Annotated in this window: 20 protein-coding genes; 6 read left to right on the top strand and 14 right to left on the bottom strand. The window is 47.9% G+C overall.

The genetic code is table 11. The features are described 5' to 3' along the window. Window positions 1–100: 100 nt before the first annotated feature. Window positions 101–1,330, bottom strand: a complete 1,230-nt coding sequence (locus ACMUEV_RS22360) for an LL-diaminopimelate aminotransferase (protein WP_017287009.1) — start codon at window positions 1,328–1,330, stop codon at window positions 101–103. A 170-nt stretch (window positions 1,331–1,500) separates the two neighbouring features. Here ACMUEV_RS22360 and mrdA point away from each other — a divergent pair, with 170 nt between their 5' ends. Both mrdA and dnaX read left to right on the top strand, forming a co-directional pair. Next, a complete protein-coding gene (gene mrdA, locus ACMUEV_RS22355; protein WP_017287010.1) occupies window positions 1,501–3,270 on the top strand; it encodes a penicillin-binding protein 2 in 1,770 nt (589 codons plus the stop codon). A gap of 40 nt (window positions 3,271–3,310) precedes the next feature. Further along, complete coding sequence (gene dnaX, locus ACMUEV_RS22350) at window positions 3,311–6,712, top strand: DNA polymerase III subunit gamma/tau (protein ID WP_199329207.1); 3,402 nt, start codon at window positions 3,311–3,313, stop codon at window positions 6,710–6,712. Between the two features lie 16 nt (window positions 6,713–6,728). On the opposite strand, the gene ACMUEV_RS22345 is transcribed toward dnaX, so the two are convergent. The 4 genes from ACMUEV_RS22345 to acsF form a co-directional block, all read right to left on the bottom strand. After that, a complete protein-coding gene (locus ACMUEV_RS22345) occupies window positions 6,729–7,004 on the bottom strand; it encodes a hypothetical protein (RefSeq protein ID WP_190647393.1) in 276 nt (91 codons plus the stop codon). Between the two features lie 103 nt (window positions 7,005–7,107). Further along, window positions 7,108–8,349, bottom strand: a complete 1,242-nt coding sequence (gene trpB, locus ACMUEV_RS22340; RefSeq protein ID WP_190647391.1) for a tryptophan synthase subunit beta — start codon at window positions 8,347–8,349, stop codon at window positions 7,108–7,110. A gap of 33 nt (window positions 8,350–8,382) precedes the next feature. Beyond that, window positions 8,383–8,979 carry a hypothetical protein gene (locus ACMUEV_RS22335; RefSeq protein WP_190647389.1) on the bottom strand — a complete coding sequence of 199 codons (597 nt, stop codon included), beginning with the start codon at window positions 8,977–8,979 and terminating at the stop codon, window positions 8,383–8,385. Window positions 8,980–9,089: 110 nt separating this feature from the next. After that, on the bottom strand, window positions 9,090–10,166 hold the full coding sequence (acsF, locus tag ACMUEV_RS22330; protein WP_017287015.1) for a magnesium-protoporphyrin IX monomethyl ester (oxidative) cyclase: 1,077 nt from the start codon (window positions 10,164–10,166) through the stop codon (window positions 9,090–9,092). Here acsF and ACMUEV_RS22325 point away from each other — a divergent pair. Continuing rightward, window positions 10,165–10,302 carry a hypothetical protein gene (locus ACMUEV_RS22325; protein WP_415354682.1) on the top strand — a complete coding sequence of 46 codons (138 nt, stop codon included), beginning with the start codon at window positions 10,165–10,167 and terminating at the stop codon, window positions 10,300–10,302. The genes acsF and ACMUEV_RS22325 overlap by 2 nt on opposite strands. 75 nt (window positions 10,303–10,377) lie before the next feature. Here ACMUEV_RS22325 and ACMUEV_RS22320 read toward each other — a convergent pair whose 3' ends face one another. Beyond that, window positions 10,378–11,166, bottom strand: coding sequence for a YdcF family protein (locus ACMUEV_RS22320; RefSeq protein ID WP_017287016.1), 789 nt, complete (start codon window positions 11,164–11,166; stop codon window positions 10,378–10,380). A 113-nt stretch (window positions 11,167–11,279) separates the two neighbouring features. Next, the gene (locus ACMUEV_RS22315; protein WP_190647388.1) at window positions 11,280–12,176 is read right to left on the bottom strand and encodes a glycoside hydrolase family 19 protein; all 897 of its coding nucleotides are present in this window, start codon (window positions 12,174–12,176) and stop codon (window positions 11,280–11,282) included. Window positions 12,177–12,450: 274 nt separating this feature from the next. Here ACMUEV_RS22315 and ACMUEV_RS22310 point away from each other — a divergent pair, with 274 nt between their 5' ends. After that, the gene (locus ACMUEV_RS22310) at window positions 12,451–12,639 is read left to right on the top strand and encodes a DUF2949 domain-containing protein (RefSeq protein ID WP_017287018.1); all 189 of its coding nucleotides are present in this window, start codon (window positions 12,451–12,453) and stop codon (window positions 12,637–12,639) included. Here ACMUEV_RS22310 and ftsE read toward each other — a convergent pair. Together ftsE and ACMUEV_RS22300 are read right to left on the bottom strand one after the other, a co-directional pair. Continuing rightward, window positions 12,636–13,376 (bottom strand): cell division ATP-binding protein FtsE, encoded by a 741-nt coding sequence (gene ftsE, locus ACMUEV_RS22305; protein WP_239741304.1) that lies wholly within the window; start codon window positions 13,374–13,376, stop codon window positions 12,636–12,638. The two genes, ACMUEV_RS22310 and ftsE, sit on opposite strands and share 4 nt — an antisense overlap. 124 nt (window positions 13,377–13,500) lie before the next feature. Continuing rightward, the gene (locus tag ACMUEV_RS22300; RefSeq protein ID WP_190647386.1) at window positions 13,501–15,150 is read right to left on the bottom strand and encodes a mechanosensitive ion channel; all 1,650 of its coding nucleotides are present in this window, start codon (window positions 15,148–15,150) and stop codon (window positions 13,501–13,503) included. Between the two features lie 489 nt (window positions 15,151–15,639). Between ACMUEV_RS22300 and ACMUEV_RS22295 the strand changes: the two genes are divergently transcribed. Beyond that, window positions 15,640–16,086 carry an SRPBCC family protein gene (locus ACMUEV_RS22295; protein WP_017287021.1) on the top strand — a complete coding sequence of 149 codons (447 nt, stop codon included), beginning with the start codon at window positions 15,640–15,642 and terminating at the stop codon, window positions 16,084–16,086. Between the two features lie 48 nt (window positions 16,087–16,134). Here ACMUEV_RS22295 and ACMUEV_RS22290 read toward each other — a convergent pair whose 3' ends face one another. The 5 genes from ACMUEV_RS22290 to ACMUEV_RS22270 all read right to left on the bottom strand — a co-directional run bounded on the left by ACMUEV_RS22290 (window position 16,135) and on the right by ACMUEV_RS22270 (window position 20,787). Beyond that, the gene (locus tag ACMUEV_RS22290; RefSeq protein WP_017287022.1) at window positions 16,135–16,959 is read right to left on the bottom strand and encodes a SirB1 family protein; all 825 of its coding nucleotides are present in this window, start codon (window positions 16,957–16,959) and stop codon (window positions 16,135–16,137) included. An 11-nt stretch (window positions 16,960–16,970) separates the two neighbouring features. Further along, complete coding sequence (locus ACMUEV_RS22285) at window positions 16,971–18,533, bottom strand: FAD-dependent oxidoreductase (RefSeq protein ID WP_190647384.1); 1,563 nt, start codon at window positions 18,531–18,533, stop codon at window positions 16,971–16,973. A gap of 117 nt (window positions 18,534–18,650) precedes the next feature. Further along, the gene (gene lgt, locus ACMUEV_RS22280; RefSeq protein WP_190647382.1) at window positions 18,651–19,493 is read right to left on the bottom strand and encodes a prolipoprotein diacylglyceryl transferase; all 843 of its coding nucleotides are present in this window, start codon (window positions 19,491–19,493) and stop codon (window positions 18,651–18,653) included. Window positions 19,494–19,527: 34 nt separating this feature from the next. Continuing rightward, window positions 19,528–19,731, bottom strand: a complete 204-nt coding sequence (gene thiS / locus ACMUEV_RS22275) for a sulfur carrier protein ThiS (RefSeq protein ID WP_017287025.1) — start codon at window positions 19,729–19,731, stop codon at window positions 19,528–19,530. Beyond that, window positions 19,732–20,787, bottom strand: coding sequence for a thiamine phosphate synthase (locus tag ACMUEV_RS22270; protein WP_190647381.1), 1,056 nt, complete (start codon window positions 20,785–20,787; stop codon window positions 19,732–19,734). Between the two features lie 281 nt (window positions 20,788–21,068). Between ACMUEV_RS22270 and ACMUEV_RS22265 the strand changes: the two genes are divergently transcribed. Continuing rightward, the gene (locus ACMUEV_RS22265; RefSeq protein WP_190647379.1) at window positions 21,069–22,709 is read left to right on the top strand and encodes a DUF1565 domain-containing protein; all 1,641 of its coding nucleotides are present in this window, start codon (window positions 21,069–21,071) and stop codon (window positions 22,707–22,709) included. Window positions 22,710–22,768 lie beyond the last annotated feature (59 nt).

Here is a 22,768-nt window from a genome sequence, read left to right as displayed (position 1 = left end):
AAGAGATCCCCCTACATTCCGCTTTCCTCTCAAACAAAGAGGAATTAAGGAAGAGTGAGATCTCTCGCAACCACAAATTCAGTACGATCGACAACTTGTGCTAAAACTTCGCCGTAATCCGCTTCATTGCCTCAATCACATTCTCGCGACTGTTAAACGCTGAGATGCGGAAATAGCCTTCACCTGCCGCCCCAAAACCTGAGCCGGGAGTTCCAACCACATTACATACATCCAGCAACTTATCGAAGAAATCCCAACTCGATAATCCATTCGGAGTCTTCACCCACACATAAGGCGCATTCACTCCACCATACACAGACAGACCTGCTGCCGTGAGTTGTTCCCGAATGATCTTGGCGTTTTCTAAGTAGAAATTGACTAAGGTCTTCGTCTGAGCTTGTCCGGCTTCTGAGTAAACCGCTTCTGCACCGCGCTGCACAATGTAAGATACGCCGTTGAATTTAGTCGATTGCCGACGATTCCACAGTTTCCACAATTCGACATCTGAGCCATCAGCTGCTTTTGCCGTCAAAGTTTTGGGCACCACGGTAAACGCGCATCGGGTTCCGGTAAAGCCTGCATTTTTCGAGAACGATCGAAATTCGATCGCACAATCACGCGCGCCTTCAATTTCATAAATCGATCGCGGCAGACTCTCATCGGTCACAAAGGCTTCATAAGCTGCATCAAAGAAAATGATCGTGCCATTTGCCTTCGCATAATCCACCCAAGCTTTCAGATACTCTTTTGTCGCTGTTGCACCCGTTGGATTGTTCGGAAAGCAGAGATAGACTAAATCCACTTTCTGAGACGGAATCTCAGCCGTGAAGTTATTCTCAGCCGAAATCGGCAAATAAACGAGTCCAGCATACTCGCCTTTCTCATTCGCGTCTCCGGTATTCCCTGCCATCACATTCGTATCGACATAGACGGGATAAACCGGATCAGTCACGGCGATCGTATTGCCTTTACCAAAAATTTCCAAAATGTTTCCGGTATCGCACTTCGAGCCATCCGATACGAAAATCTCAGACGCATCAATCTCACAACCCCGCGCCTGAAAATCGTGTTTCGCAATTTTCTCTCTGAGCCATTCATATCCCTGCTCAGGTCCATAGCCTTTGAAGAGACCACGATCGCCCATATCTTCCACCGCTTGAATCATGGCGGTTCGACAGGCTTCCGGTAAAGGCTCAGTCACATCTCCAATGCCTAAGCGAATAATTGGAGCATCCGGATTCGCCTGAGCGAAAGCATTGACCCGGCGGGCAATTTCGGGGAACAGATAGCCTGCTTTCAGCTTCAAATAATTGTCGTTAACGGTGGCCATGTCGATTAAGTTAAATCAGGTTCAGCCCACTATTATCGTTGATTGTTCGCTTAAATCTCCGGAGCGTATCAAATCGCACTTGAAATCTCTGAAGGAGACTTGTCGGAGAACTCCGTAGTCGCAAAGTTTCTGTTACAGTAATTTCGATCCATTGAATTCGTCTTGACCTTATGGCAAACCTTTCCGTCTCTGCCAGTTCTTGGGTAAATAAAGCGCGATCGCAACGGTCTTTCCGAGCGGTGATCTTGTTTATGCTTGCCAGTGGTTTGATGAGTATCTGTGGCTTCCGGTTAGCATATTTACAACTGGTCGAAGGCAGCCGCAACCGTCAACTGGCTGACCAGAACCGAATTCGATCCATTTCGATCGTGGCAGATCGGGGAAATTTAATCGATCGCAAAGGTACGCCGATCGTCGTGAATCGACTGTCACGATCGGTCTATCTCTATCCACGCGAACAAACCAAAGAGCAATGGCAGGTTTCGGCTGAGAAAATTAGCCAACTTTTAGAGATTCCCAAAGAAGAAATTCTTAAAAAACTAGAAGCGGTTCAATATAAATCAGTGGCTCCGGTCAGAATTTTGCGCGGCATTGACGAGAAGAAATACACCGCAATTAACGAAATCGGGCAGATTCGCGGCTTAGAAGTGCAAGCTGAATCAACTCGACAATATCCGTTTGGCAGCCTAGCAGCCCATGTTTTAGGGTACATCGGTGAAGCAACCGCAGAAGATCTCAAAGCGCATCCTGAATTTCCCAATGGCATGTTAGTCGGACAAATGGGAATTGAGCGCATTCAGGATGCAGTACTCCGTGGAACCTGGGGAAATCGCCTCATCGAAGTCGATTCGACTGGCAGAGAGCTAAAAATGCTAGGAACTCAGCAGCCTGTGGCAGGACAGCCGTTACAACTCACGTTAGATGTAAAACTTCAACAAGCCGCAGAACGAGCATTAGGCGGTCGGCGCGGCGCGGTCGTGGTTCTTGATGTCAAAACAGGAAGCGTGTTGACAATGGCAAGCGGACCAACGTTTGACCCCAACATGTTTACGCGCAAAATTAGCCAGAAAGCTTGGGATGAATTGCAAAAGAAAGAGCATCCTTTCTTAAATCGTGCCCTGCAAGGCTATCCACCCGGTAGTACCTTCAAAATTGTCACGGCAATGGCAGCCATGAAATCCGGTAAGTTCAATGCAACTTCGATGCTGCCGACCTACAGCGCTATGAACATTGGCGGGACACTGTTCCACGAGCACGGCGATGCAAGCTATGGCACAATCGGGTTTAAGGATGCCCTAGCAGTCAGTAGTAATTCATTCTTCTACCAACTCGGCATGTCCATTGGACCTGAAGCGATCGCGCAGTGGGGTGGTAAATTTGGCGTGGGCACGACTTCGACGATGGGCTTAGATGGGGCAAGTCATGGCATGATTCCGACCCCAAAGGAGAAGGAAAAGGTTTTTAACGAGCAGTGGTATGTCGGGGATACAGTCAGTACCTCGATCGGGCAAGGCATGGTGCAGATGACCCCACTCGAGATGGCAGTCATGGTGTCAACGGTGGCAAATGGGGGCAAGCGCATCAAGCCGCACTTATTTGCCCATCAGACTTATCAGCCGAATATGCAACCTGAATCGCTCGCATTTGACCCTGCTGCTTTGAAAGTGCTGCAAGAGGGATTAATTGCGGTTGTGCAAGCTGGAACGGCTCAGAGCTTGAATGATGGCTCGATTCCACTCACAGCAGGGAAGACTGGAACGGCAGAAGTGCAGGGGCAAGAAGATAACTCGATGTATGTCGGCTATGGTCCAGCGAATAATCCGCAGATCGCCGTTGCCGTAGTGGTTGAAAATGGGGGGTATGGTGCGACTGCTGCAGTTCCCATTGCCCATGAAATCTATAAAGCGTTCTTCGGTGTGACGAAACCCAAAGCCGAATAAACTCAAATTCACGATCGCTTGGTAGGATCAATCAGTCGATTTGCTGATTGATCCTGTGACCTATATTCCCCTGCATCATAAATACCGTCCCCAAACGTTCTCGCAACTTGTGGGTCAAGAAGCGATCGCGACAACGCTCTCGAATGCGCTGCTGCAAAATCGAATTGCCCCCGCCTATCTCTTCACTGGCGCACGCGGTACGGGCAAAACCTCTAGCGCCCGAATCTTTGCAAAATCTCTCAATTGTATTGCAGCGAATGCTCCAACTGACAATCCTTGTGGCGTTTGTCAAACCTGCCAAGAAATTACGAGGGGAAATGCTTTAGATGTCATTGAAATCGATGCTGCCAGTAATACTGGCGTTGATAACATTCGTGAATTAATAGAACGTGCTCAATTTGCCCCAGTGCAATGTCGCTACAAAGTCTATGTCATTGATGAATGTCTAACAGGGGACACACTGGTTAAAACAGATCAAGGGCTGACTCGAATTGATGATCCAACATTAGTTGGCAAGCAAGTTTTAAGCTACAACGATAAAACCGGAACCTGGGAATACAAGAAAGTTCTGAACTGGTTTGACCAAGGAAATCGTCAAGTGTTCGTGATTAAAACAAAAAGCAGTACAATCAAATGTACTGGTAATCATTTAATCCGGACAACCGAAGGATGGATCTCAGCAAGCGACCTGAAGCCTGGGATGCAGATTCTATCCCCAAAAAACGCACCAAAGCAGCTACACAGCCAGAAATCGACGCATTCAGACCTCTCTGTGCCTGCGGCTGTGGTGAGCTTCTCATCATCCCAACCAGCTTTCTCAAAAACGCTGCCAGTCTCTCTACTTACCAAAAATATTGGAAACAGTACCCCTACAAACGGCATCATCGACTCAAGCCCACACCCTATCAAGCCAAGTTGGAACAGTTGGAGTCAATGCGCCCTCTATGCGCCTGCGGATGTGGCGAACGCTTGGACATTCCAACGATCGCAGAACATCTCAGCGTTACCTATATCCAAAAGTACTGGCAAAAACACCCGACGAAACAGAATCATCGAATTGTTCAATCCATTCCTGAGCGGATTGCTGAGTTGGAAGCTTCGCGACCTCTCTGTGCCTGCGGATGTGGCAAACTCTTGGACATTCCAACCCACTTTTTCACCCGATCTCATCCAGTTAACGCCCAAACTGTTCAAAAGCATTGGCAGAAGCATCCTTACCGACAAGGGCACGGAATCTGGAACACCCGCACCGAAAGCTATTTGGAAGCATTTGAGACATTGGATGCAGAATGCTTGGGACTTATTTATGGAACTTTACTGGGAGATAGTTCAATTACTTACCCCAACTCCCATAGTCGCTTTCCCAGGCTTACCTTCATCCATTCAGAGCAACAAAAAGAATGGCTGGAACACAAAGCACAGCGACTGGCACAATTGCACCCTACAACCTGGTCTGCTCCCAATATGGGATATTCCAGCGGAAAGACAGCATTCTACTGCCGTACAGCTTGCCATCCTCAACTTCGAGAAGTGTGTGCAGTGGTTAAGCCTGAACCTTCAGGAAAGAAAACAGTTACACAAGACTGGCTCAATCAAGTTACTTCAGAAGGATTGGCTTGGTGGTACATGGATGATGGATCGCTTAGTATTACCAGTACCAACAGCCCGTCGATTAGACTCCACACGCAAGGATTCTCGATCGAAGAAAACCAACTCTTGGTTGCATGGCTCAACGATTGGGGATATGCTGCAAAGCTTCACTATGCCCGCAAAGCCGAAAAACGCTACCCATACATTTACATGGGTGAAAGAGCCACTCGTCAATGGATCTCTGACCTCAAAGCTTTCTCAATCCCAGCAATGGCATACAAGTTTAGAGCCAATTGAGTCGATCGAGTTAGGAGAGCTTGAACCCGTCTACGATATCGAAGTCGAAGATAATCACAACTTTGTAGCAAACGGGCTATTAGTCCATAATTGCCACATGCTGACTTCAGCTTCCTTTAACGCACTGCTGAAGACTTTAGAGGAGCCGCCAGAACAGGTTGTTTTTGTTCTAGCGACCACTGATCCACAACGCGTGTTACCAACAATCATCTCTCGCTGTCAGCGATTCGACTTTCGGCGGATTCCGCTCGACAGCATGGTTAAACATCTCAAAACCATTGCGCAAAAAGAACAAATCGCGATCGCAGAGGATGCAATTTATCTAATCTCACAAATCTCGCAAGGGGGCTTACGCGATGCCGAAAGTTTGCTCGATCAATTGAGTCTCTTATCAGGCGATATTACTGTTGAGCGAGTGTGGGATCTCGTCGGTGCAGTGCCAGAGCGCGATTTGATGGCACTGATTGCAGCGATCGCGCAAAATCAGCCTGAAACTGTGCTGGATACGACCCGGAGATTGATGGATCGCGGACGAGAACCACTAATCGTGCTGCAAAATCTAGCAGGCTTTTATCGCGATCTGCTCATTGCAAAAACGGCTCCGAGTCGTGGAGATTTAGTCGCAATGACTGCACCAACTTGGGCGCAATTGTGCGAATTTGCTAAATCGATGTCGATCGCAACGATTCTTGCTGGACAACAACGCCTTAAAGAAAGCGAAGTTCAACTGAGAAACTCAACTCAGCCGCGTCTTTGGTTAGAAGTAACTCTAATGGGACTCTTGTCTGCATCGACCAGCACTGTTCCAAGCCAGCCGATTACTCCATCTATAAAAGCAAGCGTCTCCAAACCGATTGCAAACCCTAGCATTTCCAAGCCGATCGCAGAACCGATTGCAGAACCGATTGAACCTGTTCAACCTGTTGTAGAACCAGAGCCAGAGCCTGTACAGGCAGTGCAACCTCGTGAACCTGAAAGTGCTGATGGGGATCTCGATCGCTTATGGCAAACGATCATCAGCAAAGTTCAACCCTTTGGAACCCAGGCACTCTTCAAGCAGCATGGCACGCTTCTCTCATACAATGGCGATGCGATTCAAATCGGCATTCCTGAAAAGCTGTTACCGATGGCACAGAGCCGATCAAAGAGCATCTTAGCCGCATTAACGAAGACCTTTGAAAAAGAGATCAAGCTCAGCTTAGTCATTGCCCCTACTTTGGATACACCGACTGCTCCACTTCCTGAATCAAAAGTTGAGGAACCGCCTAAACCGACTGTATCTAAACCGACTTCACCTAGCCCTGCTCCACCGCAGCCCATTGTTGAAGCCCCGATAGAAGAGCCTCCTCAAGATGTTCCTCTGTCTAGGGCAGATTGGGATGAAGACGAAGTGACTCGTGCAGCAAGAATCCTAGCAGAAGCATTTAATGGTGAATTGATCGATGCCGAAGAGCCAGAAATCGAGATACTTGAAACAGCAGAGCAATCCCTCGCTGCGGACGCTGCACCCTTAGAAGAGGTCGAAGAAGAGGACGATGATGATACTCCGTTCTAACATTTCCCCAACTCTATTATTCCTTAGGCTTATCCGCTCCAGGTAATCCAGACGGAGTGTAAACAACATCAGTAGCATTGATTCGTCCCAAAATCGTTACTCCAGAGGTTGCTAGAACAACAACAATCTGAGAAATGCCATTTGGATCAATTTTTCCAGTGTTTTGATAGGTTTCGACGTTTTTAGCAACTGCGGGTGAGATAGCAGCGATCGCAGTCAAAACCGCCCCCCAAAACGTGGTGCTTTGAAAGATGCTCTTTTGGGGAGCGCTAGAAGAGTGATTCATTTGCATGATGATGCTCTGTAGATGGTAGTGATTACATCACCTCTACAGAGCATCGCTACGGAGAGCGGATATTACCCTTTCGGGTAATTTATAACGAGCACAGAAAGCTCTAAGGATTGAGCATCTTCGAGACGGTCAAAACATCCTTGTCGCCCCGTCCCGAGCAGTTAATGACAATCCGAGGACTGCCCGAAAGCTGAGGACAAAGGGTTTCGAGATATGCGATCGCATGAGAGGTTTCCAGTGCCGGAATAATCCCTTCTAACTGCGACAATCTTTGAAACGCATCCAATGCTTGCTGATCCGTCACGCCATAGTACTCAGCCCGACCTGCTTCCATCAAAAAGCTATGCTCAGGACCAACACCCGGATAGTCTAAGCCCGCACTAATCGAATGCGGTTCAATCACCTGACCATCCTCATCTTGCAGCAAATAGCTCATCGCACCATGCAAGACCCCAACTCTACCCGCCGTTAAGGTCGCTGCATGTTTGCCACTCGGGACACCATGACCTGCGGCTTCGATGCCAATCATCCGCACACTCAAATCAGGGATAAATTCATGGAACAGTCCCATTGCATTCGAGCCGCCGCCGACACAAGCCATGAGAATATCAGGCAGCCCACCCCATTTTTCTTGGCATTGCGATCGCGTTTCTTGTCCGATCATCGCATGGAAATCTCGAACGATCATCGGATAGGGATGTGGCCCTGCGACTGATCCTAAAATGTAATGGGTCGTCTCGACATTCGTCACCCAGTCGCGAATCGCTTCTGAAGTTGCATCTTTCAGGGTTCCTGTTCCTGATGCAACCGGGCAAACTTCCGCACCCATCAAGCGCATTCTAAACACATTCAGCGATTGACGTTCCATATCGTGAACGCCCATGTAAATAATGCACTTCAACCCAAACCGCGCACAAACGGTTGCCGTTGCCACACCATGCTGACCTGCTCCGGTTTCAGCAATAATGCGCTGTTTGCCCATCCGTTTTGCGAGGAGCGCTTGCGCGATCGCGTTGTTGATCTTATGTGCGCCTGTGTGATTCAAATCTTCGCGCTTGAGATAAATCTGTGCGCCTGTGCCATCAGGACGTGCATAATGCTGAGTCAACCGTTCTGCAAAATAAAGCGGACTGGGGCGACCGACATAATCTTTGAGTAACCCTTGAAGTTCAGCTTGAAACTGCGGATCTTGACTGTACTGCTGGTACGCAGCTTCGAGTTCTGCCAAGGCAGGCATCAAGGTTTCCGGCACATACTTGCCGCCGAATTTACCAAATCTGCCAAGCTTGTCGGGACGGTTTTCAATCGAAACAGAGCGATTAGGAGGAAGCGGAGTAGTAGTCACGAGTCGCACAATTCAAATCAGAACTTCTTTATCTTAAGGCATCCATTCGAGTCCAATTCCAAATCGGCTCTCTTTACGATCGCGAGAATTCTGTTTCTGGATGTCCGTTGAAAGTCTCAAATTATGAGTCACTGCATAGCCGATCGATAAAGTGGTCAGTCCTGTTTCTTCTCCGCTAAAGGGAGCCACCCAACTTTGAGTCAAACTGATATCTGCTCCTCCCCCACGCGACAGCACAAATAATGCTCTGACTCCTAAATTTGCGCCTTCCGCTGTCTCTAAATGTCGATATCCAATTGTCGGCGCGACATTGATATAACTGCCGAGTGGACGCATATAGTAGTGGAGATCGGCTCCCCAATTTGAGGCTCGATAGTTCGCGCTGGTAGCGAAATTTGTGCGATCAAGTCGCAAATCTTCTACACCAATGTATAGCTCAGACGCATAACCAACTCGATATCGTGTCCGAAAACTCGGATCATTGCGAATTTTGTCTGCTAAATTTGGCACTTGTTTTTGCCAACGCTGTAGCACCGGGCTGTTTTGAATCACGGTCGGATCAAGGTCAAGTTCTGCTGCAAATCCAGGCGATCCGCTCAGAATCATCAACCCAATAATTGAGGCTTTCATCGTCAATGCTCATGTCTCACTCCTAACATTGAAGCGAAAATTCTGGGTAGGTTTCCATAGAAAAAGCGGCTCCATGATGGAACCGCTCCTGACCAAGGGGTTTTAGATGTCTAGCGAACTTGACCGTGGGTTGTCGTCATATCAATCGGCTTAATGAAGTACAACTTCGCAAGTTGCACACCGTTTGAGATGTAGTAAGGCAATTTCTTCAGGGTCTTCACAAATTTCGGAGCATTCGTGCTGTCGATCGCTCTTAAGTTCTCGTTGTTCTTCACACAAGTTTCTAAGCGTGGGTAGAACTCCGGATGCTGAACGTTGAGAATAATCGGGAACACGCGACCTGCGGTTTCGTTGGTTTTCTCAATAACGGTGTACTCAAATTCGCGCGTATTTAGCCCGATTGCTTCATAGAAGTCGGTACGCTGAATATCATTCAAGTACATGGTTGCAAACACCGACAGCAAGAAGAACCGACACCACAGTTTCGCTTTCCAATCGTTCAAGAACTGGGGCTGAGTCCGCATCAAAGCATCAAAGAAGTCACCATGACGGTTCTCGTCCTGACACCAGTTGTCGAAGAACTTGAAAATCGGATAGAGCCGATCTTCAGGGTGAGCATTCAGATGATGGAAGATTGTGATGTACCGCCAGTAGCCGATCTTCTCAGACAAGTAGGTGGCGTAGAAGATGAACTTCGGCTTGAAGAAGGTGTACTTGCGGCTCTTGGTCAAAAAGCCCAAGTCAAGCGAGAGATTGAAGTCGGATAAAGCTTTGTTCAGAAATCCAGCGTGACGCGCTTCATCACGGGACATCAGCTCAAATCCTTCTGCCAGGAGAGGATTGCGGTCTTTGAGTTTGCGCGAGAGTTCTTTGTACAGCAAGAAGCCGGAGAATTCAGCCGTGCAAGAGCGCTCTAGGAATTCGACAAAGACTTTGCGGGTTTCACCATCAATGTGATCCCAGGATTGCTCAAATTCTTGATCGCGCACGAAGTGGTGACGATTGTAGTCATTGCGCAATTCTGCCACGAGTGCTTCAAATTCTTCCTCATTGACAGACAGATCCATCTGCGCCATTTCGTCAAAGTCGGTGGTGTAGAAGCGCGGCGTGAGAATGGTTTCTTTCGCTGGAACTTTGATTCCAGGGCGCAGTTCTTCAAAGCCTGGTTTTTTAAGAGAATCTACCATGAGTTTTACGATCGCGCAGTGTGGTTCATGTGCGGTGCGTGGATCTGATAAACGGTTTTACCATCAGCATTCCACGACTTTTTTACGTCTCCTAGTCTACCAAGCTTCCCGCAATGCTTCTCCACAGTTTTATTAAGAGTTGCAACGAGTCTTTACAATTTGGAACATTGGTTAAGGGGTAGGGAGGTGGGGAGTGGATCTCCCCACCTCTTTAAGCCCATCCCCGCAATCGATAGACAAAAATCCCCAGATATTCTTTCAGCGCCCGCGTTGTTCGCCGCATCTGATCTGCATCTGGGAAGAAATCGAGAATGGTCGCTTCTATCTTCGATTGAGATGCTTGATCCATCTGGAGTGCTATGTAATCGGTTGGAGCAGCGATCGCATCAATTCCTAGTTTTCTGAAAATCATCATGGCGCGGGGCATGTGCATGGCAGAAGTCACGAGCAGGATTTTTTGAATCTTTTGCGCTTTCATGATCTCTAATGAATTTACGGCGTTCTCTCTAGTGTTGAGTGAATTCGGTTCGAGTAGCATTGCCGATCGCGGAACGCCCATCGTTTCCATTAACACTGCCATATCTTCTGCTTCAGACGAACTACTCGGTCGCCAATCGATGCGTCCGCCGCTGAGGATAATTCGAGAAGCTTTTTGATCTCGATACAGTTTTGCGCCGTACAGCACACGATCGCTTTCTTCTTTCAGTTCAATCCACGGGCGCGGCGGAATTGCTGATTCAGTTGCACCACCGAGAACCACGATCGCGTCAGCCGTCGGAATTTGTTGCGGCAAGTATTGAAATTCTAAGGATTGAACGATCGCGTTGCTGACCGAGGCATTCGAGCTGAGAAACAAAATTAATCCGGTAAGCGTAACCGGAATGAGGGCAAGTCGCGATCGCTTTTTCCAAAGTAAAACCAGCGTAATCAACAGGAGAATGCAACTCAAACCCAACGGATAAAGGAAGATTGGCAGCAGTTTGGAGAGAAATAAAAACATAAGGATGCGCTTGAGACGCAGACATTCTATCGTGCCATCGCATCCGCTCAGATCACAAAAGACCTCAAATCGGGCGTTTCGACTCAGGTATACGTCCGATTTGACCTTTTGCCTTACACGTTCAACACTTTCTTCGCAATTTCCAAATAATATTGTCGATCGGCAAACCCATTCAATCCACCATTGATCGTCCGAGTCACAGTCTCCACATCATCGCGATCAGCAAACTTGTTGATTTCATGTTTCGACCAAAACCAGCCTGCACTCAAACAAGCTAAATCATGCTCAGCTAAGCGAGTCGGAGTCTCAATCAAATTCACACCTAGCGCTAACCCGCACGCCTCATAATTGGCACGACCCGTAATCTGAATCAGCCCTCTCCCTTTGAACCGACGACCATCTCCAGGATGAACATTCCCCAAATCTTCGCGACCTTCTAGATAATCACCGAGATCGATCTCTTCCAAGTAATTGAACGAACCCGATTCATGAATCAACTGCGCGAGAAAATGTGCCTGCCGCATGGGAGTCGAAATCTCATATTCCGCCATCGTCAGCAGTAAATGAGGAAAGAGCGAAGTCAGTTGATGAGTATCCGCATACGGTGCAATCTTTAATAAATGATTGAGCGTAATCGCAGGCAACGGCGTTTCAGGAAAAATCTCAGCATAAGGATTCTGAGTCGTGCGCGCAGGCAGATTGAGAATCGATCGCAAAGCTGCATCCACCATTTGATCTTGCGGTTGAAACTCTGCACCCTTGATATGCACAATCAACTGTCTTAAGCGGTTCACTGTCTTCACCCGTGCCCCACTGACCGATTCATTCGGAAAACTACCTTGATAAGGCGCACGATCGCTTGGACGTGCCGGAAGGTTACTCAACTGGCGTAGTAGCGTATCCACATGAGCATCGATCGGCTGTAAATCTTGGCTCGTCATGCTAAATAAGACTTGCTGCAAGCGATCAGCAGCTTGTTTTCTCCAAATGATCAGTTGAGGTGATGACATGCTTAAAGTCCCTGAGAAAATCAATGGTTAAGTTTCAACAAGTTCTAATAATCTTGCTGAAACTATTTGGTTTACTCAGATTGGACAAAGATTAGATTTGAAAAGTCGGTAATTTCGGGCAACTCCCCTACCTCTCTCAATACATCTCCGTAATTTCAGGGATAGAGGTTTCTCTCTGTTCAATTCCAAAAATCCTCACCTTTAGGATGATCTATGGATTGTAAGAAACTGTTTACATAAGTTAAATTGATTTTCATAAATGGGTAGCTGCACGATGGAAGCGAAACGATCAAAATTAATTGAATTTCTCAAAACTGAACTGGCTCTGCCCAATTCAGCGATCGATTTGGCGGTGCGTCATAGCCAAATCGACACCGAACCCTTGCCGATGATTCTCTGGCAGTATGGCTTAGTCACCTTAAACCAGTTAGATCAGATTTTTGATTGGCTAGAAAAGGCTTAACGCTCTCGATATAATCTGCCACCACGGATTTGCACGACTGGATGGTTTGCCATCCGAATCAGATTTTCATCGTGAGTCGTCACCAGCACAGTAATGCCAATCTGATTTAGCTTCTTCAAAATTTTAATCACCTGCCACGAATTATCCGGGTCAAGATTTCCAGTTGGCTCATCGGCTAAGAGAATCGGAGGTGTACCCACGATCGCACGGGCAATGCTTACCCGTTGCTGCTCTCCACCGGACAGTTCTTCAGGAAAACAATCGGCTTTGTGAACGAGTCCCACCATCTTCAAAGCGGGCTGTAAACGGCGTTGAATTTCACCTCGCGAATAGCCTTGCGCCCACAGCACAAACGAAATATTCTCTGCCACGGTTCGGCGCGGAATCAATTTGTAATCCTGAAACACAACGCCAATGCGTCGCCGCAAGAACGCAAGTTTGTTGCCTTTTAAGCGGGCAGGATTCTCGCGATCGATTAAAACTTCCCCATCTGAAGGACGCTCAGCCCCGTAGAGCAACTTAAGAAGCGTCGATTTCCCAGAGCCAGACGGTCCTGTAATAAATAAAAAATCACCTTTGTTGACAGACAAAGAGATTCCAGTCAGCGCTGGACTGCCATTCGCGTAAGTTTTACTCACTTGACGCAATTGAATCAGCGCTTCGGTCGATTGAGAAGCATCGATTTCACGGGTAGGGGATTGAGGCGAATTCAGGACAGGAGCCATAGAATTTGGCACGGGAAATCAACTCCATTCTTGTACACCTGAAGCCGATGTGATCCCTCCGTGAAATCTCGGGATCGCCCAAAAAAAACGCCGGGTTAGATCCCCGACGCAGTTCTATTTCGCTTTGGCTCAAGTTTTAATTTTTAAAGCTTCTCAGCCAATCCCGGAGTTGCTCGCTTGCAACATCCCGACCGCCAAGCCCAAATGCGATCGCAATTGCAACCGCGATCGCGCCTAGCAGCAGTCCAAACGCCAAATTGACAATGTTCGATGCGATCCCCATTTGCTGAAGCGCCATCGCGGCAACTAAGCCAATAATCGCAATTCGAGCCGTTTGACCTAATAATTTCGCTTGCCGACTTCCCGAACTGGTAATCAAGCTATAAGCCAAATTCGCAAGGTATAGCCCTACAGCAAAGACTGCCAACCCTGCTAGAATCCGTCCGAAAATCACCAAAATTCCGGACAAGATCGCGGTCAATGCTGGAATATTCAGCACATCAACTGCGGCAACGGTCGCTAGCAGCATGATACCGACTAAGATCACTACCCCTGCAATCTCAGAGGGGCTACGCAACCCGGTTGGCTGATCGGGCTGAAGCATGGTTTCGCCCGTTTGAAATTCGGTGTCGAAGCGATCGGGGGCAACGGTCGGAGTCGTTGGAGCCGCTTGCAACCCAAGCCAGTAAAAGAGATTATCAAATCCAATACTGGCGAGAATGCCTGAAGCCAAATCGCTGATGAATTTACCCACCACATAAGCTACTGCCAAAATTGCCGCCGCTGTAAAGACTAATGGCAACGCATTCAATACTTGATTCAGCATTGCAGTTGCAGGTGCCGAAATTGCCGGAATACTCAGGGCATCTAAGGCTGCGGTGATCGTGGGAATCAAGATCAAAACATACACGATCGTTCCGAGCAACCAGGACAAAGATTGCCCGCCTCGCGCTCGGTTGAGTCCCATTCTTGCGCCAATTTGATCCGTTCCGGTTGCTGCCAGCAAGTTCGTGACAATGCCGCGAACAGTTCGCGCCAAGAACCAGCCAACGACCCCAATGACAGCCGCCTTAATAATGTTGGGAAGCGCGCCTAAGATGTCATTCAACAAGTTTTGGACGGGCTGAAGCGGGCCTTGAAGATTCAAAACACCCAAAATCAGCGGTAAGAAAAATAGGAAAACAAACCAGTAAACTGCATTTCCTAAGGTATCGCTGAGCCGAAAAGGGCTAGCTTCTAAAGTGGAATCCTCTGGATCAGAGATTTTCTCATCTAGCCCAAATGATTCTGAGGTACGCACCACGATCGTTTTTGCCAAAGTTGCCACCACCCAGGCGACACCTGCTAAAAGTGCAGCCGCACCTAACTGAGGCAGAAACGCAAAAATCTGATTGAGAAAATTGTTGAGTGGTTGTGAAACGGTATTCAGACCGAGCACATTTAATGCAGCCACCAATGCCAGGATCGTGATAATCCAAAACACGATCGATGCAATGAGTTTTTCAACTTTAAAGTCGGCTCTAGTGCGACCGCCAGACATCCAATTTGCAAGCTGATCGTCTAGAGTCGTCCGTTTCAAGAGTCCACGAACAATACTCGAAACAAAGGCGGCAATAATAATACCGAGCAGGAAGATGATTAATGCCCCGCCCCATTTCACGAGAATATCGCCAATATTGACCCCAAAGACTACTAAATATGGAGCCTCTCCAGGCGGAGGAAGTTGAGCTAGGATTTGGTCGCCCATGAGTAGCTGCGCTCCCCCAAACTGATAAGTTTCATTCATGGTCTTTTGATAAACCCCTTTCGCTTACAAAAAAGCGTTGTTTGAGCGCTTTTGTATGATGCTTACAACTGTGAAATTTAGATAAGAGATAAGTGGCTTGACCGTTCAAAATAACCTTGCGAAGTCAATCGTAAAATTACTGAAATATCTCGCACAACTTATCATTTCATCCAAAAATTTACAGTTGCACTCCTAAGATTACTCGTATCTCTCACTGGAGAAAAGCTCTCAGAAACACTTTTTTGAATTTTCCATAAAGTCTTCAAGCCTTGTATGAACAAATAAGCTTGAATTGATAAGTCCGTATGTATCCTACGAATGCTGACTCGCATCCTCACGGCAGAGTATCCCATTCTAGAAATCGGGGGATCTTCCCTCTCTGGAAAGAGATAATGCAGGTCAGCATTTTTTTAGGTTTAGTTAAGAATTAATCTCAAGGCACAATTCGTTTGCCATGATCAATTTCATGGACTGTTGGGGGAGCGAAAAATGGGAGTGCCGCAGGTTTTTGAGCAGTCGATTTTGATTCAGGCGAGCGCAACGGATGTGGAGCGTTGTTTTACGGATTTGAATTTGATGCATCGCTGGCTAAATCCGGCTTTGCGCTGTGAACCGATCGAAGCTTGGTCTACGGATTTGGGCAGTCAGAGCCGTTTTGTTGTGCAGATACCGCTGTTGCGCCCGACGCTGAAGAATGTGGTAGTTGAGCGGCAGCCGGGACTGGTTGTATGGCAGTTTGAGGGATTTTTTAAGGGTCGCGATCGCTGGGAGTGTCAGCCGGAAGCGAAGGGAACAAGATTGTTGAATCAGTTTGAGTTTGAGATTCCGAATCCGATCGTGCGCTTTGGGTTTAATCAGTTTGCAGCAAAGTGGACACAGGAGGATATGGAAGCTCAATTGAGGCGATTGAAGCAGGTCGCAGAGTCATTGAATTAACTTGGGCGTTTGCAGTTCAGCCTGCTCCGTCTGCCAGTTCGCTCGACTTCAATCGCTCTCAATTTGATCAAGCAATTGCTGAATCAAATCGCGATCGTTCGCCGCTGGCACTTGATCGAGATAACCCTCTAAATCCTGCCGCGCCTCAATCCAGCGATGCGTTTGAAAATAAATAATGCCGCGATCGCGCAATTCATACGCCGCATCTGGAAACAGAATTAGAATCCGCTCAATCATCGCCAGACATTTCTCAATCTTGCCTTGATTGAGATAAATGCCTTTCAAATTCGTCAACATTCGCGCGAGAAATTGCCGTGGAGAAACCGCTTCTAGAAATTGAGGACGCATTTCAACCGGCTGTCCTGCTAATTGATTTAAGCGCTCCTGACAATCTTGAGGGAATAGAATTTCTCCGTTGTGAAACGCATCGACAAAGATCTCCATCTCCTCATTCACAGCCGGACGAATCAGAAAATGCCCTGGCATTCCGATTCCGACCATCGGGAATTCAATCCGCTCCGCGATCGCTAAATACAACAATGCCAGCGAAATCGGGATTCCGGTTCGACGATCAATGACATCGTTTAAGAAGCTATTACAGGGATCGTAGTAGTCTTCAGAATTACCTGAAAATCCTAAATCCTCATATAAATATCGATTAATCGTCTGAATGATTTTGAGCGGATAGGGTTCTTCTGGCAGGCGGGCATGAACTTCCGCAGCCATGCGATCGATCTCAGTTAAATACTTCTCAATTTCTAAATTTGGATATTCCTCTTGAGCGATGTATAAAGCTGCTTTCTCAAGGTTAATTTTCTCGTCATCTTGACGTACCTCTTGATAAAACCGCTGCCGAGCTAACGAGAATTCCATCACTAAGATCCTTAATCAGTTACGTAATCTTTTCCTGAGCCAAATTGCCACGCTTCAACTCGTCGATGCCAGGTATAGTGCTGCGCTGGCGGGAGTTTGGCAATCCAGGGGTGAAAAGATTGGGAAATCGAATAGAGAACGGTATAAGTTGCCAAATTGAAATAGTGCAACATCCAATCTAGCAAAGCGAAAATCCCAACATGGGGAATGATTTTTAACACTAAGCCAGGATGGAGAATTCCGGTCTTCAGTAAGGTTTGAGAAAGTGGGACAAACTGCACCACGTCTTGTAAAAATGGCTTCAAAACTGGCTCTCCCGATCGCTGCATTTCTCCAAAGACAGTGTTCAACAATTGATTGATCTGATCTGGATCAATGTTCTGATTCACTCCGACACTCATCGATCGTTGAAATAACCAAGTGACCGACAAATTAGGCTGATACGGTTGCAGCAAAGACAGAGCCGAATGATTTAGCATTTCATATCGTAGCGCTTCATCGATACCATTGGTTAAGCGCACCAGATGCCGCACCATTGCCCCAAATCCGCCAAAACTCAGAGGAGACTGACTTCCACTACTATCTCCAACGGGCAAAATCCGATCCCATTTCAAGTGCAAGGGACTGTTCTGATAGCAAGGAAAAAATCCAAATAGCGCGCGCACAAATTCTAATTGTTCAAGCTGAATGTTTTGATAGTCAGGCAGCAGATTCAGATAGTCCTCGAATAAATCTTCTAACGAAAAGCGATCGCGATTTGCATCTAAATAAGTGAATAGATACGTTGTTCTGCCATCTCTTGCTGGAAAAGCTTCCCAAAAGTACTGACATTGCTTCTGAATCGGCGTAAAAGACGCAATCAGATCCCCTGATTCATTCTGATCAAATCCTTTTGCACAAGTCCCAACCACTAAGCAAACTCCATCCGGTTTTTGTCCCCGTCTCGCTTGCTGAACGATCGGGGAAAAATGCCCCATTGCGTCTAGCATCAATCGGGCATTGAGCGATCGATTGACACAAACCCCATTCGCACAAATTTCTACGCTCTCAAAAGGCGTGTTCTCCAACAAAGTTCCGCCCTGCTGCAGAAAAACTTGCTTCAACGTTTCGAGCAAGTAGACCGGATCAACGCCGATATTCAGCACGTCCTGCACAAAGATATTTGAGCCTTCTGAAAAGCTAACTCGAACCGGATTAAATTGAGTCGCGATCGCGGTTTCTAGCTCGGTCTCGCTTAACAATCCTAATTCCAGAAATGCTGCTAATTCTTTGCGCGAAATATTCCATTCTTGCTCGCGTCCTTTTAAGATTCCGCGTTCGATTAGGGCAACTCGCCAGCCTTTCAAAACGAGCGCTGCACCTAATAAAATTCCAAGCGTTCCGCCCGCGATGAGCACATCGTATTCAATTTCTAAAGTGCGCTCAGTCGGGCTATACCCGTCGGCACTCGTCTGTACCACGTTCGGAACTGCGATCGCACCTTCACGCAAAGCCTTCCATAGTGCATCGACGCGACGTAATCCTTCCAATGGATTGCCTGGAGTTTTCGCAAGAATTTGTTCAGTAAGCGACATGAATGAGCAAGAATTTGAGTTTTCCGGATTGGCTTTGTTCGCTGGAGGAAACAGCAATGGTAGATGCACCCTGACTTAATTCCCTAGAGGGCTTGCCTCTAGGGTTTTTTATGAGCATTATCGAGTCGGTTGCGAATCCGGATTTGGATCATCCACCACATCGGGGAGCGATCGCTTCATCCCATACAGCCAGAACAATCCAATCGCCCCGATCGCAATTCCTGTCAAACTGACCACTTGAGCCATTCTCAAAAAGCCCAACATCAAGCTATCAGTTCGCAGTCCCTCAATCCAAAACCGCCCCGCACTATACGCAACCATATACGTTAAAAACAGCGTTCCAACCTTTAACCGAGACCCTTTGAAAAACAGGAACATCAGCAACGCAAAAACGCCTAAATTCCAAAGGGACTCATACAAAAAGGTCGGATGATAGTACGCAACATTCTCTAATCCCAGCGGACGGCGATCGAGCGGGATGAATAGCTTCCAAGGTAAATCCGTCGGACTACCAAAGGCTTCCGAATTAAAGAAATTTCCCCAACGCCCGATCGCTTGTCCCAAAATCAGTGACGGTGCAACTAAATCCGCCAATTGCCAAAACGAAATCTTTTTCACTCGTGCGAAAATCAAAGCCGCGATCGTTCCACCTAAAATCGCACCATGAATCGCGATCCCGCCTTGCCAAATTGCAATCATCGAAGCCGGATTCCCGACATAATCGCGCCACTGAAAAATCACGTAATATAGGCGAGCGCTGGGAATCGCAGCAAGCACAAGCCAAATTGCTAAATCACTCAGTAATTCTGGATTCACTTGCCGTCGCGATGCCAGATATTGAGACAAATTCACCCCGATCAGCACTGCCGATGCGATGAGCACCCCGTACCAGCGAATCGAAAGCGGCCCAATTTGAAATCCAATTCCTGGCGAAGTAAATTCAGCGAGTAAAGGCAACATAAACGCAATTCATCCGAAGTGGCACTAATCAACATTAGCCGCCTCCGACGATCGTGACAATCTCTAAGCGATCGCCATCCTTCACCTCAGTCGTTTCCCAAAGCTGTCGATGCAAAATCTCGCCGTTGTACTCCACTGCAACTAAGCGCGGATTCATACCTAAAGACTCCAAAAATTCCGGCATGTTCAATGCGGCTGCACAAGTTTTTGTCTCGCCATTCACTTGCAATGTAATCATTCACGCTTCCCAAGGATCAGGAGTAGATTGAGGTTGAAATCGCCGCTTTTGTTCTAATTGCGCGATAAAAAATTGCGTTACAAAGGTCGGCTGTTCAGCTTGCATAATTGCTCTCACAACCGAGACTCGCTGCGCTCCTGCGCCGAGCACCTCATGAATATTTTGCGTGTCAATTCCCCCGATCGCATACCAAGGAATCGAACAATGTTCCGCCGCATATTTCACATACTCGAGTCCAGCGGCAGGTCTGCCTGCTTTGGTTGGAGTTTCATACACTGGCCCGACTCCAACATAATCGGCTCCTTCTGCGATCGCGGCTTTCAGTTGTTCCGGGCTATGCGTCGATCGCCCAATCAGCTTATGCTGACCCAACATTTGTCGCGCCCAGGCAAACGGCATATCGTCTTGACCTAAATGCACGCCATCGGCATCGACAGCTAGAGCCAAATCTACACGATCGTTGACAATAAACAATGCTCCATAGTCTCGGCAAAGCTCACGCAGCTTCTGAGCATTCTGAAACCGAGTCGCATCATCTGCCTCTTTGTCTCGATACTGCACCAGTCCCAATCCGCCCTTCAATGCAGCTTCAACCGTTGAGAACAAGTTCTCAGAAGGAGAGGTGACGAGATAAAGCGCAGCAGCATCAAGGACTTGACGGCGATGAACCGTCATTAAATGACTTTCTAACGTGTAAACCTGATAGCGCATTTGCTTGACTGCGCTTGCCATATCGGCGCGATATACTTTTCCGTATTCTTCTAAGACTCTCAGCGCTTCTTCTACCCGGCAAAAATTCACCTGCAACACTTGTTCGATACTGCCCCGTGTTGCCTCATTCGGATGGGTCAGATCCGTACCCGGATCATCCGGGGTATTGCGGGCAGCCCGTAATTCTGCTTGATGCCAATGCGCGAGTTCTTGTCGCCAGTATTTGCACCGCTCTGTCAATGCAACATCGTTCAAGCCAAAGCGACACCATTCTTCGATCACCCGGAGACCTTCACGGGCGCGATCGAGGTTCGCATCTAAAATTCGATAGAGGGCTGACTGCATAAAGAAGTGCAAGGGCGCAAATTTCCCAGATATTAATCTCTTATCGTATCAGGGGCAGAGGATGAGGCTACTTCATAAAGATTTTTTAATTTACTTGACCACCGTAGACTTACAGAGACAATAAGTTCAATCCGATCATTTCCGTGGAAACCCGCGCGTGATCAGCGTTCCAGTGATTTTACAGAGGTTTACTCAGATTCTCTGTGTAGACTGAACCTTCTGTAACCGATCCGAGAAAATCAGTCATGTTATCCGAACAAGCCGTGTGTTGGAGAACAATCGTGAATCGATGCTCTGTGTATTCCTCCGTATTCGCTGTATTAAGTGTATCTGCCTTATTCGCCATTACAGAAAAGCCTGCGATCGCGAACCCACTGCCCGACTCGATTGCTCAAATCACTCCATCGGTGATTTACGTCAATCCAGCGATCGGCAACGACAATGGCTCTGGTCAAGCGAATTCTCCGCTCAAAACGATTACAGTAGCCCTCGACCGAGCAGCACCGAATACTGTCATTCTTCTAGCTCCTGGAACATACAGTATCGCGACTGGCGAAGTGTTTCCGATTCAGCTTAAGCCGACGATCACCTTACAAGGCGATCCCCGCAATCGGGGACAGAACGTGCTGATTCGGGGAGGCGACTTTTTTCTCAGTCGAACCTTCGCTCGGCAAAATGTCACGATTCTAGGCGCAGATCGCTCAATGCTCGCTGGAGTCACCGTGACGAATCCTAACCCCCAAGGCTATGGACTCTGGACAGAATCGACCAGTCCAGTGATTTTCGCGAATACGTTTACGGGCAATACCCATGACGGAGCCTCGATCGTGGGCAATAGCGCTCCCGTGCTGAAAAACAATTATTTCTACCAAAACGGCGCGAACGGTGTCACTGTCTACGGAACGTCTCGCCCAGAGATTCAAGACAATATTTTTGAGCGCACCGGATTCGGAGTGAATATTGCTCAGAATTCTGCTCCCAAGCTACTCGGAAATCGGATTACACAGAACAAAGATGGGGTCGTGGTGCAGGGCAGTGCTCAGCCCATTCTTCGCAACAATGTGATCGATAACAACGCGCGAGACGGGATGGTGTCGATCGCGCAATCACGTCCTAATTTAGGGAATTCTGCTGATCCCGGCAACAACACGTTCTTAAACAATCAGCAATTTGATATTAATACTCAGCGCACCACTCAAACTGTGCCCGCCTTTGGTAATCAAGTCTCAGCCAAAACGATCGGGCGGCTCGATTTCTCTGGCATTGCGGCTCCTGAAATGACGACGAATGTAGCTTCCTCGACCGGATTTGGGCAGCCTCGACCTTTGCCTCCGCTCGCCATTCGCAGTCGCCCTCTGCCTCAAGCCCGGAATAATGGTGCGATCGAGATTCCGGTTCCAGCCGCAACTTCGAGAAGTGCTCCTTTACCGATCGCCCGCTCAAATCGCCCACTTCCCACCCTGCGAATCAACGCTGCGATTCGTCCAACTGAAATTCGCCCAACTGAAATTCGTCCAACTGAAGGAATTCCAATCCGCATTCCCCAAGTACAACCCCAAATCGCACAACCTAAACCGCAACCTGTTCAACAATCCCGTCGTGTCGCTTCTGCTTCCGGTATTCTGCCTGTTCCACGAGCGACCCCACCAATTGGCAATACAGCCGGAACCTCAGTCCGAATTTGGCGCGGCGGATCGGGTGCAGTGAGTCAAGCTTCCAGTCTTGGATTCCGATTTCGGATCATTGTCCAAGCGAGTACAGCGTCTGAGCAGACTCAAGTGCGATCGGTGGTTGCCGATGCGTTTGCCTTAAGAGGACGGAGAGTGATGCAAGCCGGTGCATTTCGCGATCGAGCAGAAGCAGATGAATTGCTGCAAATCCTCCTAAATCAGGGATTACAAGCGTCGATCGAACAAATCTGAGCGCGATCAGCCGTCAATTCTTTCTCGACGGCTGATTTTTCGGGTAACTGAACCTTTTA

It is taken from the genome of Leptolyngbya sp. FACHB-1624, assembly GCF_047649235.1.
Taxonomy (GTDB): Bacteria; Cyanobacteriota; Cyanobacteriia; order Leptolyngbyales; family Leptolyngbyaceae; genus Leptolyngbya; species Leptolyngbya boryana.
This window is presented reverse-complemented; position numbering and strand designations above follow the sequence as displayed.